Source organism: Stenotrophomonas sp. CS3K5 (assembly GCF_059515225.1).
The window spans coordinates 191305-204600 of sequence record NZ_JCAKRX010000005.1 but is presented as its reverse complement, the minus strand read 5'-3'; the positions used below and the strand labels follow the sequence as shown (position 1 = coordinate 204600).

The 13296-nt window shown below is 63.8% G+C and carries 4 protein-coding genes; all 4 read left to right on the top strand.

The window, feature by feature from the left end; all coding sequences use genetic code 11:
- The first annotated feature begins 161 nt into the window (after positions 1-161).
- The 4 genes from AC5YGJ_RS09985 to AC5YGJ_RS09970 are packed head-to-tail and all read left to right on the top strand — an operon-like array spanning position 162 to position 13200.
- A complete protein-coding gene (locus AC5YGJ_RS09985) occupies positions 162-2324 on the top strand; it encodes a type I secretion system permease/ATPase (protein WP_496186442.1) in 2163 nt (720 codons plus the stop codon).
- A complete protein-coding gene (locus AC5YGJ_RS09980) occupies positions 2321-3742 on the top strand; it encodes an HlyD family type I secretion periplasmic adaptor subunit (RefSeq protein WP_496186441.1) in 1422 nt (473 codons plus the stop codon). Before AC5YGJ_RS09985 ends, AC5YGJ_RS09980 begins: the two co-directional genes overlap by 4 nt.
- Entirely contained in the window at positions 3732-4565 is an 834-nt protein-coding gene (locus tag AC5YGJ_RS09975; protein WP_496186440.1) for a hypothetical protein, read from the top strand. The genes AC5YGJ_RS09980 and AC5YGJ_RS09975 overlap by 11 nt, the downstream gene beginning before the upstream one ends.
- Before the next feature lie 4 nt (positions 4566-4569).
- Positions 4570-13200, top strand: a complete 8631-nt coding sequence (locus AC5YGJ_RS09970) for a putative Ig domain-containing protein (protein WP_496186439.1) — start codon at positions 4570-4572, stop codon at positions 13198-13200.
- The last annotated feature ends 96 nt before the right edge of the window (positions 13201-13296 follow it).

The following is a 13296-nucleotide window of genomic DNA, read 5'->3' as shown; positions in this document are numbered from 1 at the left end:
CACAGGGCCGCCTGCGGGCGGCCCTGTGCTGTCAGCCCCACGGCAGGGATGGGGTGTAGCCGGCGCAGTGGGAGCGTTGGTCAGGTGCACATCACGCGGTCTTGACATCCGCGGGAGGCCCATCCGATGATCGGGCCGGGGAAAACGCATTCAGGGATGACATGCACCAGGGGACGGTAGCCAGTCCGGGCGTCGCACGCGAGCGCGTGCTTCACGCCCAGCCGGATCTGGCATTGCGGGGGTTGGTACTGCTTGCGCAGTTCCATGGCATCGCTGCGGATGCGGAACAGCTTGCGCATGCGCATGGGCGCAACGGCGAAGCTTTTGACGAGACGGCCCTGCTGCTGGCCGCCAGCCGGCTTGGCCTCAAGGCGAGGATCTCTGCAACGCCGCTGCGGCGCCTTTCCCGGGTCACGCTGCCGGCGCTGGCGTTGGCAGGCGCACACCCTTTCATCATTGCACGGGTCGACGCCGGTCAGGTACTCATCCACGACCTGGCCGAAAAGCGGCCGCGAACACTCACGCTGGACGAACTGGCGCAGCGCTATGCAGGGCGCCTGCTGCAGGTGACCTCGCGTGCCTCGGTGCTGGGCGAACTGGCAAAGTTCGATTTCAGCTGGTTCATCCCTGCGGTGATCAAGTACCGGCGCCTGCTGGTGGAAGTGCTGATCGTCTCGTTCTTCATCCAGATGTTTGCTCTTGTTACACCCCTGTTCTACCAGGTGGTGATGGACAAGGTGCTGGTGCACCGCGGGCTCACCACGCTGGATGTGATTGCCATCGGCCTGGTGTCGATGGCGGTGTTCGACGTGGTGTTGTCAGGCCTGCGCACCTACGTCTTCTCACACACCAGCAGCAAGATCGATGTCGAACTCGGCGCGCGCCTGTTCCGGCACGTGCTGGCGCTTCCGCTGGCGTACTTCGAATCGCGACGGGTGGGCGACACCATCGCCCGCGTGCGGGAACTGGAGAACATCCGCAGCTTCCTCACCGGGCAGGCGTTGACCTCAGTGCTGGACCTGTTCTTCACGGTTGTCTTCCTGGCCGTGATGTTCCATTACAGCGGCTGGCTTACGCTGATCGTGGCATTGTCGCTGCCGCTGTACGCGCTCATTTCGGCGCTGGTGACACCTGTGCTTCGCAGGCGTCTGAATGACAAGTTCCAGCGAGGCGCGGACAACCAGGCCTTCCTGGTGGAGACCGTCAGCGGGATCGGAACGGTCAAGGCCATGGCAGTGGACCCGAGGGTGACCCGCACCTGGGACAGCCAGCTGGCCGGGTATGTCAGTGCAGGCTTCAACGTCACCAAGATCGCCACACTCGGCCAACAGAGCGTACAGCTGGTGCAGAAGCTGGTGGCCGTTGCGATCCTGTTCTGGGGTGCGAAGCTGGTCATCGATGGCAAGTTGACTCTGGGTCAGCTGATTGCCTTCAACATGCTGTCCGGCCAGGTGGCAGCGCCCATCATCCGTCTGGCGCAGTTGTGGCAGGACTTCCAGCAGGTCGGGATCTCGGTCGAACGGCTGGGCGATATCCTCAATACGCGCACCGAGCTGCCGGGAAGCCGGATGGCATTGCCGCCAATCCAGGGCCGGATCACGTTCGAGCGCGTTGGGTTCCGTTATCGTCCCGACGCCGCCGCCGTGCTGAATGACATCGAGCTGGATGTTCGACCGGGCGAGGTGATCGGCATCGTCGGCCGCTCAGGTTCGGGCAAGAGCACGCTGACCAAGCTGGTGCAGCGCCTCTATTCGCCTGAGCATGGCAGGGTACTGATCGATGGCCACGATCTGGCACTGGCTGATCCGGCGTGGTTGCGTCGTCAGCTCGGCGTAGTCCTGCAGGAGAATTTCCTGTTCAACCGCTCGGTGCGCGAGAACATCGCGCTGGGCGAACCCGGCATGCCGCTGGAACGGGTGATCCAGGCCGCCATGCTTGCCGGCGCGCATGAGTTCATCGTCGAGCTGCCCGAGGGCTATGACACCAAGGTGGGTGAACACGGTGCAGGACTCTCCGGTGGCCAACGCCAGCGCATCGCCATCGCCCGGGCGCTGATCACCGATCCGCGCATCCTGATCTTCGACGAGGCAACCAGTGCGCTGGACTACGAGTCCGAGCATGCGGTGATGTCCAACATGCGCGCGATATGCAAGGGCCGCACGGTTCTTATCATCGCGCACAGGCTGTCTACGGTGCGCCATGCGAACCGCATCGTGGTGGTGGAGAAGGGAAGGATCGTCGAGGCCGGCGCACATGAGGAACTGATGCGCCTGCCCGATGGTTTCTATGCCCACCTGCAGCGGTTGCAGGCGGGGGTCGCATGAAGCATCGATTCCAGGCCGCAGGCGATTTTCTGGGTCGGTACGCACGGGTGGCGAGTGCGGCGTGGAAGGCCCGTGCGCAGATGGAATCGCCGCAGCGAACAGCCGATGAGCGCGATTTCCTGCCTGCCCACCTGGAGCTGATCGAGACGCCGGTTTCGCCAACGTCGCGCTGGAGCATGCGGATCATCATCGCGTTGTTCTGCGTGGCACTGCTTTGGGCATGCATCGGCCAGCTCGACATCGTAGCGGTGGCGCCCGGCAAGACCGTCGTCAACTCGCGTACCAAGGTGGTGCAGCCAGCCGAGACCGCTGTGGTCCGCCGCATCCTGGTGCGCGACGGGCAGGCGGTCAAAGCCGGTGAGCTGCTGATCGAGCTGGAGGGGGCGGGCGCCGGGGCAGAGCTCGCCCAGGCCGGCGAAGCCTTGACCAACGCCCGGCTGGCGGCACTGAGACTGGATGCTCTGCTGGTGGCCTTCGACACGGGCAGCCAGCCGCAGTTGCCATTGGACAGCGGCCTTCCCGCGCAGCGGCTGGCGGACGAGCAGGTGCTCGTGCGCAGTCAGTTCGATGCTTTCCGGGCACGGCGCAATGGCCTGCAGGCCGGCATCCAGCAGCGCCAGGCAGAGCTTCACACCACCGAGGGCCTGATCCAGCCGTTGAGTGATTCGGCGCAGATCGCGCGCACCCGCGCGGCGGACTATGCACGCCTGGTGGAAGGCAACTACGTTGGGCGCCACGACTATCTGTTGCGCGAACAGGAACGCATCGCCGCCGAGCGCGACCTGGCCACGCAGCGCAATCGGGTGCAGGAGCTGCGCTCGGCGCTGCTGGCGGCACGGGAAGAACTGCGCGTGCTGCTCACCGACACCCGGCAACAGGCCCTTGATGAACTGCGCAAGGCCCAGGAGCAGATCGGGCAGATGGGGCCGGAAGTGACCAAGACCGGTCAGCGCAATCGACAGATGACGTTGCGCGCACCGGTGGACGGGACCGTGCAGCAGCTGGCCGTGCACACCGTGGGCGGCGTGGTGACGCCGGCACAACCGCTGCTGGTGGTGGTGCCCAGTGGCGATGGCATGGAAGTGGAAGCGACGCTGCTCAACAAGGACATCGGCTTCGTGCGGCCGGGCCAGGCGGTCACGATCAAGATCGACAGTTTCCCCTACACCCGCTATGGCTATCTCACCGGTACCGTCGTGAGCGTCTCCCATGATGCCGCACAGGATGAGCAGCTGGGCCTGGTGTTTCCGGCACGGATCCGCCTGGACCGTCCCGAGCTGGACATCGGCGGCGTCAAGGTGAGGATGAGTGCTGGCATGAGCTTGTCCGCAGAGATCAAGACGGGGCGACGACGGGTCATCGACTATCTGCTCAGCCCTCTGCAGCAGCACGCGCAGGAGGCGCTGCGTGAACGCTGAGGCCGATCCAGCGGCGGCTGGCAGATGGTTGGCGAGCGTGTGCCGGCTGCGGTTCGGCGTGCTGCTGTGGTTGTCGTTGTCGTTCGTGCTGGTGGGATGCGGGTCCGACAGGAAAGGACCAGAAGCTGCACGACTGCAGGGGCGCATCGGTGGTGTCGCGCTGGAGGTGCCCAGGCAGGATGTGTGGATATGGGAGACGGATCGGGACACGCAGGCCGAGCCCGCGTCCACCTGCGGCGTGACATTGCGCAGTGTTTCCATCCAGCTGCGTTGGCCGGAGATGGCGCCGCGCAACGCGCAGACCCGACAGGACTACGACCGGCGTGACTCGGTGGGTAACGGCGATTCGAACTGGATCGACATCGGCCTGAACCAGGCCGGCGAGGGCGAGAACATCACGCTGCAGCAGATACGGGACTGGGGACTGTATCGCCTGCACCATCAGGAACTGCCCGCCGAGGTCACATTCGATTTCGGTCGTGACGCAGCGCTTGGACTGGAGATGGCCCGACCGGCGCTGTCGGAGCGCCGAAGCTTCAACTGGAACCGGATCACCTATACCGACAGCCTGGACCCAGCACGCGTACCCACTGTCCTGATCCGCTGCATGACCGGACCGCAATACGCACCTCCGCAGTGGACGCCCCTGTGCGAGGCCTCGCTTGAGCAGCCTGGGCTGCTGAATGTACGCACCACCATTGTTTACCGTCAGAACCTGCTGCCGCATTGGCGGGAGATCCAGGCCGATGTCCAGGCCTATCTGCAACGCATCAGGTCCCATTGCCCTACACACCGGAACGTGAAGGAGATTGAACGTGGTTGAAACGATGACAGCCGAACAGCGTGCACTGGCGCGGGCGATGCTCGACAGCGGCAAGATCGAGGAGGTGTACCAGTTCATCGCCGGTTTCGGGCATCGCTATGCCCGGTTGGCCAGTGGCGTGGCCGTGGGCAACATGTTCTCCGGTCTGACTGCACTGGAGTTTCTGGAGGAAACCGCAAAGGATCATGGCGTTCCCGTGGACGATGCGAAGATCCAGGCGGTGCGCGCGGGCATGGCCCGGGGCCTCCTGGACATGCTCGACCAGATCGCAGATGCGGCGGGCGACGTTGTTCGTGAGATCACCGCCGACGAAGCCTGGACCTTCCATAACCGCATTTTCACCGAACTGAACCTGCCGGTTGATTCCTGGACGTTGAATACGCCCTTCAGACTTCTGGACCAGCAGCAACGCGATGCCATCTGGGACTCGATGCTCAACAGCAACGGTCGTCTGCCGTGGGATACCAAGGCCGGCATCGAACTGCTGGTCGAGGTGGTCAAGAACGCAGAGAACGATCCCATGGGAGCCGGTTCATGGTTCTGGCGTCTGGGCATGAACGATGACGTGTACTCGGCATGGCTGGCACGGCTGAGCACCGAAATGCTGGAGGACGGTACCGGAGGGGCTGCCCGCCCGTTGGATCCCTTCCTGTTCTTCACTGGCGCGCTGATGCTGGATGCCCAGGACGGAGAGTTCAACAAGGACCAGATCCGCGAGTTCCTCAATGCCCTGCCGGACGTGCTGAAGCTGTCGGTGAAGCCAGGGAGCGGACTGACCGCCTATGGCTCGCTGCAGGGCGATGCCATCGACGGTACCGATGAAGCCGACGTCATATTCGGCCAGGAAGGCGCGGACGTGCTGTCTGGTCTGGCCGGCAACGATGTGATCGACGGCGGTAGCGGCAACGACACCCTGAACGGCGGCGCCGGCAATGACGCGCTGTTCGGTGGCGCCGGCAACGATACGCTCGACGGCGGCATCGGCAGCGACACGTTGCGCGGCGGGATGGGCTTTGACACCTACACCATCGGCACGGGCCTGGCCGGCGATCTGGATACGATCGTTGACACCGACGGCAACGGTACCGTGGTCATCAATGGCAACGGGGCCTGGGCCAACGGGCTCATCGCAACGTCGGCCACCACCTGGGAGAGCGCCGATGGCCAGATCAAGGTCAGCCACTCGATCGCCAATGGGTCGAAGCTGATCATCCGCAGTGGCACCGACACCGGCAGTGTGATGGTCGACGGTTGGAGCCAGGGCCATCTGGGCATCACGCTTCCGGAGTTCAAGCCGGGCCAGGCAGGCACGGGCGGAACCGGGCTGGCCGACTTCCTCAATCCCTTCGTGAACAGCGCGCCCAGTGGTGCGGTCAACCTGTCCGGTGGCAATGGCCGCGACATGATCTGGGGAACCGCGTTCGGCAGCGGTGACACCTTGGATGGCGGTGAAGGCAGTGACATCATCAATGGTCGCGGTGGCGCCGACATCATCACCGGCGGTGTCGGCGACGACTTCATCTCTGGCCTGGGATCGGAGACGATCGCGCATGGCGGAGAGGGCAATGATGTCCTGAATGCGCAGTGGAACTTCGGCTTTGATGTGCGCACGAATTCACGTGTGCCGATCACCGAATCCGGCATCTGGCGCGACGTGGAGGCCTTCTTCAGCTGGACTGCAATGCAGCGTCTGGGGCGCCGCGATGATGGCAGCCTGGCCATCGGCTTCAACTATGGCCTGTCGGGGATGTTCGATTTCAGTGGCGCCTCGGTGGCGCCGGGCTGGACGTTCAGATTCCGTCGTCTGGACAATGATACCTACACCCTTGTCTATAGCAGCGCCACCGAGCCGGATGGCATTGCGCTGGGCCAGGGACGGATCACCACGGAGGAGGGCTCGGGTATCACCTATACCAGCGGTGTGAGCCTGTTTGGCGAAGACGGCAACGACCAGCTCGGTGGCAGCAGTGCAGCCGACTACCTCGATGGTGGGGATGGCAACGATGCGATCAGTGGTGAAGGCGGCCACGATGTGATCCTGGCCGGAGCCGGCAACGACCAGGTGGCAGGCGGAGACGGCAACGACAGCATTGACGGCGGCGCCGGCGACGACGAGATGTGGGGTGAAGGTGGAAATGATCTGATCGACGGCGGAGACGGTGACGATCTGATCTGGGGGGACTATTACCCGCAGTCCGGAATCGTCGGGGGCGGCAATGACATCCTGCGTGGTGGCGCCGGCAACGACCAGCTGTCCGGTCAGGCCGGCGATGATCTGCTGTCAGGCGGTATCGGAAACGATCTTCTGGTTGGCGGCACCGGCAACGATCGCCTCATGGGCGAAGACGGTGACGACGAGCTGCAGGGCGAAGATGGCGACGACACTCTCGACGGCGGCAATGGCACCGACCGGCTGTTCGGGCAGGATGGCAATGATGTTCTGCTGGGCGGCGAGGGCGCCGATCATCTGGAAGGTGGCGATGGCAACGATCATCTTGATGGCGGCGCCGGCAAGGACGTGCTGATTGGCGGCGAAGGCGATGACACGCTCATGGGCGGCCAGGGCGACGATGAACTGTGGGGTGGGTCCGGCAAGGACACACTGTCCGGTGGTGAGGGGGCCGACACCCTGCGTGGCGAAGCGGGTGACGATGTGCTTGCCGGTGGTGCGGGCAACGACCTGTTGATGGGAGGTGATGGGCGCGACACCCTCGACGGCGGCGATGGCGACGACGAGCTGCAGGGCGGTGCCGGCAATGATTCCTTGAACGGGGGCAGCGGCGCCGACCGTCTGTTTGGTGAGGATGGCAACGACAGTCTGTATGGCGGCGCCGGTGATGACGTCCTGGCTGGCGATGGCGGCGCGGGCAGTTCCGGTGCGGCTGGGAATGATTATCTCGACGGCGGTGCCGGCAACGACGTGCTGTTCGGGCAGGGCGGGCACGACGAGCTCAATGGTGGTGCCGGCGATGACAGGCTGTACGGTGATGAAGACAATGGCCCGGGTGGCAACGATACGCTGCGCGGTGGCGCAGGCAATGATCTGCTGTCCGGTGGTGCCGGCGATGACCTCCTCGATGGCGGCAGCGGCAATGACCTGCTCTACGGTGGCACCGGCAACAACCAGTACCACTTCGAAGCGGGGTTTGGTATCGATCATGTCTACCTGCAGGAGGGCAATCCGGGCAGTGATCGCATCACCTTCGGTACCAGCATCAATCAGACCGATCTGCACTACGAGGCGTACGGGCTGGATCTGATCATTCGCCACCGCGACGGGACTGATACCGTGGTGGTGCACAACTATTTTGCATCCTCTGGTTCCGGTGGCATTGCGGTGGGCGGTATTGATGTCACCGATCGCGAACGCCTGGAGGAACAACTGGAGGTGCCGACGCTTGTCTTCGGTACAGGCGGTGATGACAGCATGCTGGGCACCAGCGGTGACGACAGTCTGTATGGCGCTGACGGCAACGATACGTTGATGGGCCTGGAGGGCAACGACCGGCTGTTCGGTGGCGCCGGCGATGACCTGCTGATCGGCGGTCTTGGCCACGACGTGCTCGACGGCGGCGCCGGCAATGACATCTATCACTACGATTTTGGTCATGGTTATGACCGCATCATCAACCTGGGAAGCGCCGCTGCCGGCACGGACATCATCCGTATCGGCCCTGGACTGACACGGGCGATGATCAACAACATCCAGGTCTCCGGCGATGACCTGATGCTCGCCTTCTTCACCGGTGCCGGGTTCCAGTCGCTGAGCCTGGATGGATTCCTTGCCGGGAGCAACCGCAGCCACATCATCCAGTTCGACGACGGCACGTGGATGAGCGCCGAGGACTTTGTCGAGACGGCGCGAAGCTGGACTGGTACCGACGCTGACGATACGTACAAAGCGACCGACGAAGGCAACAACCTGCGCGCCGGTGCCGGCAACGATATCGTCCATGGAAAGGGGGGCAACGATCGAATCTTCGGTGGCGAAGGCGATGACCAGCTCTTCGGCGGTGATGGCAATGATGTGATCTACGGCGATGGCGGTGCGGACCTGCTTGATGGCGGTGCCGGCGATGACATGCTGTATGCGAACGAATTCAGTGATGGCAGCCCGGACATCCTGCGGGGCGGTGCTGGCAATGATCGCTACTACATCAGCACCGGCTACCAGTACGCCTCTTCCCCGGACACGGTCATCGAACTGGAAGGCGAAGGCGTGGACACCGTCTTTGCCGAGTCCTTCTCATACACCCTGACGGCCAATGTCGAGAATCTGGTGGGCGTCTTCAACAGCAACACCTGGCATTGGCAGAACCCGTCCTATCCTGGCTGGATCGTGCACATTCCCCGCACCCTGGTCGGCAACGACCTGGACAACATCATCCAGTTTGGCAAGCCGTCCTATATGGGCAGCCATAGTGGACGCTACTACGTGCTTGATGGTGGCGCCGGCAATGACACGCTGATCGGAACCCAGGCCAACGAAACCTATGTGGTCGACAGCCTCGGCGATGTGATCATCGAGGGTGACTGGGGCTGGGACAACCGCTTCTCCATCGACACGGTGCGTGCCAGCCTGTCCTACTCGATCGCCAACCTGGTCAACATCGAGAACCTGGAACTGGTCGGAAGCGGCGACTGGTCGGGCTGGGGCAATGCGGGCGACAACACGCTCAACGGCCGCACGTCGACCGGCGCCAACCATCTGTACGGTGGTATGGGAGATGATCGCTACATCATCAGTGCCAACGACACAGTGGTGGAGTTGGCCGGGGAAGGCAACGATACCGTGGTGATCGACGCTCTCGAAGATGGCGCGCCCCAGAACCAGTGGTTCGAGGTGGCAAACTTCGCAAATGTCGAGAACCTGGAGCTGGGCAACAACCTGGTGCCTGACGGACGCGGCGCGGGCACCATCAACGGGGGCGCGTTCCACGCCAACCTGCGCGGCGATGCCGGTGACAACGTCCTGACCGGAAACGGATTCAGCAACGAAATCCGCGGCGGCGGAGGCAACGATACCCTCAAGGGCGGCGATCGCGAGCCGAACACGGTCTACAAGGCCAGCCGGGACTACCTCTATGGTGAAGAGGGTAATGATCAGCTGATCGCAGGCCAGGGCGGTGCGGACCTGCATGGCGGTACCGGCGATGACATGCTCAGGGGCGGTTATGGCGACGACGACTTCCACTACGGAATCGGCGATGGCCGCGATACGGTGGATTCGCAGCCGGGTGCCGGGCGCGACCGCGTGGTGTTTGGCGCAGGCATCGACCCGGACGACGTCACCTTCAGCCGCAGTGGGCTGGACCTGATCGTGCAGGTCGGCAGCGATCAGAATGATCAGCTCACGGTCAGCAACTACTGGTATGAGGAAAGCGGCAGTCTGGTGGTGCGTGGGGTGGTCGACCACTTCCTGTTCGCCGATGGCACCGTGCGTCGCGGCGATCTTCACCAGCTGCCGTACACCAACAAGCCTCCGATCACGCTGATCCCGTTCGTCGAGTTCGAGGCCATTGGTGATGCGGCCTTCTCGGCACAGATTCCCTCGGGCATGTTCCAGGACGAGGCCCAGGACACGCTGACCTATTCACTGAGTGCGAATGCGCCGGCCTGGCTGGTCATCGACCCGCTTACCGGGCAGCTGACGGGCACACCGCCCAATGGCGGTGCGGATCTTTCGCTGGAGATCATTGCTTCCGACAGCTGGGGGCAGCGCACCACGGCCTGGCTGACGGTGAATGTGCGCAACGTGCTGCGGGGTACCGATGGCGCGGATGTGCTTGCCGGCACCCAGTTCCGTGACGATCTGCATGGCGGCGCAGGTAATGACGTGTTGAATGGCGCTGGCGCCGGTGATCGCCTGTATGGCGGCGAGGGCGACGACATCTATGTGGTGAATGATCCGAGCCAGCAGGTGATCGAACTGGCCGGCGGAGGCGACGACACCGTCCGCAGTGGCAGTCATCGCTACGTGCTGGGCGATCACGTCGAGCGGCTCGAGCTGCTCGACGGTGCATACGAAGGCATCGGCAACCAGGGCAACAACACGCTGGTAGGCAACCAGGGCGACAACAGGCTTGATGGCGCGGCCGGCGAAGATCGCCTTGTCGGCGGTGCCGGCGATGATACCTACGTGGTCGACAGCGCCGGCGATGTTGTCATCGAGGTGGCCGGCGAAGGCGTCGATACGGTCGAGGCGGCGCTGGACTGGCAGCTGGGCGACCATCTGGAGAATCTGGTGCTGACCGGCTCCGGCCACCTGAGCGGAGTTGGCAACAGCCTGGACAACGAGCTGTATGGCAACGATGGCAACAACCGGCTCGAGGGCGGCCTCGGTGCCGATCGTCTGTACGGTGGCCTGGGCGACGATCTGTACATCATCGAATCGGCCCAGGACCGTGTGTTCGAGGACGAAGACGGCGGTCTGGATACCATCGAGCGTCGCTTCGAGACCAACCTGATCCTGGCCGACAATGTCGAGAACCTGATCCTGGCCAACGGCATCGTGTCCGGCAACGGCAACGCGTTGGACAATGTCATCAATGGCAACGCCGCGGCAAACAAGCTGAGCGGCATGGACGGCAACGACACCCTTGTTGGCGGCGACGGTGATGACCAGCTCTGGGGTGGCAGCGGTGACGATGTCCTGCGCGGTGACAATGGTGCGGACTATCTTGATGGCGGCAGCGGTGCCGATCAGATGAGTGGTGGCGCAGGCAATGACATCTACATCGTGGACAACACGGCGGACACGATCATCGAGCTTGCCGGCGGGGGCACGGACCAGGTGCAGTCTTCGGCCTCCTACACGCTGTCGGCGGATCTGGAGAACCTGTTCCTGACCGGAAGTGCCGACATCAACGGGACCGGCAATGCGTTGGCCAACTACCTGGCGGGCAACAGTGGCAGCAACACGCTCAATGGGGGAGGCGGCAACGACACGCTCAGTGGTGGGGCGGGCAACGATACCCTGCTGGGCGGCGCTGGCAACGACGCCTATCTGGTCGATGCGAACTCAGGCAGTGATGTCGTAGACAACACCGGAGGCGGCAACGATACGGTGTTCTTCCAGAATGGGGTCACCCGGGAACGGCTGAGCTTCTCCCGCGATGGGGATGACCTGTTGATCCGGATCGACCAGGGAGCTACGCCGGCGGTACGCGTGCGTAATCACTTCCTCGGTGGGGACTGGGCCATCGATCAGGTTCAGCCTGATGGAGGCAGTTCACTCAGCGCAGCCCAGATCAACCAGCTGGTCAGCGGCGGCAGTGGGGGCGGGTTCGACAAGACCGTCACCGGGACGTCGGCAGGAGAGCAGCTGGTGGGCACCGCGGGCAAGGACCTGATCGAGGGTCTGGGCGGCGATGACACGCTGTTCGGTATGGCAGGCGACGACACGCTGCGCGGAGGCGATGGCAATGATCAGCTTGCGGGCGGCAATGGCAGCGCTGCGGGCTCGGGCAATGACCGGCTTGAGGGAGGCGCAGGCAACGATACCCTGCGCGGCCAGGACGGTAACAACGTGCTTCTGGGTGGCAGCGGCGATGACCAGTACATCCATGGCGGCGGGAACGATGTGATCGACAACACAGGGGGAGGCGTCGACTGGTTGTTCTTCCAGAACGGCATTACCACCGGACAGCTGGCTTTCACCCGCGAAGGTGACAACCTGGTGATCGTTGTGAACGGAAATGCCAACCAACGCGTCACGGTGACCAATCACTTCCTGGGCGGTGACTGGGCGCTCGACTATCTGCAGGCTGCCACCGGCAATGCGCTCAGCACGGCGGCCATCAATGCGCTGGTCAGCAATGGCGGTGGCGACGGCGGAGGTACGCCGGGGACCGGAAACGATGCCGATTACCCCTCCAAGATCAACGGTACGGCGAACGCCGAGCAGTTGGTTGGTACCAGTGGGCGTGACCTGATCAAGGGTCTTGCCGGCGACGACAAGTTGTTTGGCATGGGGGGCGATGACAAGCTGGAAGGCGGTGATGGCAACGATTACCTGTCCGGTGGCAACGGCAGCTTCAGCGGGTCCGGGAAGGACATCCTGATCGGTGGCGCCGGCGACGACCAACTGGTAGGCGAAGATGGCGATGACATGCTCATCGGCGGAGTGGGCAACGACACGTACTTCTACCGGGCCGGGTCGGGCGCCGATACGGTGGACAACACCGGCGGTGGTACCGACTGGTTGTACTTCGATGGCATCGATCGCAGCCGCCTGAGCTATCACCGTGATGGCGATGATCTGGTCGTCAGGGTGGATGGCAGCGCCGGGCAGCAGATGCGTGTGCTCCGCCATTTCCAGGGTGGACAGTACGCCATTGCCTTCGTGCAGCCTGGCGATGGTGGCTACGCCATCACTGCAGATCAGATTGCCAGTCAGTTGACGCCGATGACCGCGCTGCGCACCAGCATGACCTCCGCCGCCGCGTCCGCGCCGGAGGCCATGTCACTGGAGGCGGAACTTCAGCATCTGGTGGGGGCCATGGGCGCGTTCCAGGCGGGTGCTGACACGGGGCTCGCTGGCGATGCGCCTGCGCAGCTGGGCGGTGTCGATCCATCCCTGTGGGCGGGGGCACTGCACCGCCAGGAGGCGCGCGCCACGCTCGTGCCGGGCTGATCCGGCCTGCGCATGAGGCGGCTTGCCCGCAACGGTTCCGGCAGCAGGGGCCGTTGCGGGCGCGCTGGGGCGATGGGCTTCGGCGGGGAGAGCATT

What these genes read in the sequence shown, in the direction of transcription:
- AC5YGJ_RS09985 (WP_496186442.1), top strand. Translation starts at nt 162, where the DNA reads ATGCACCAGGGGACGGTAGCCAGTCCGGGCGTCGCACGCGAGCGCGTG.
- AC5YGJ_RS09970 (WP_496186439.1), top strand. Translation starts at nt 4,570, where the DNA reads ATGACAGCCGAACAGCGTGCACTGGCGCGGGCGATGCTCGACAGCGGC.
- AC5YGJ_RS09980 (WP_496186441.1), top strand. Translation starts at nt 2,321, where the DNA reads ATGAAGCATCGATTCCAGGCCGCAGGCGATTTTCTGGGTCGGTACGCA.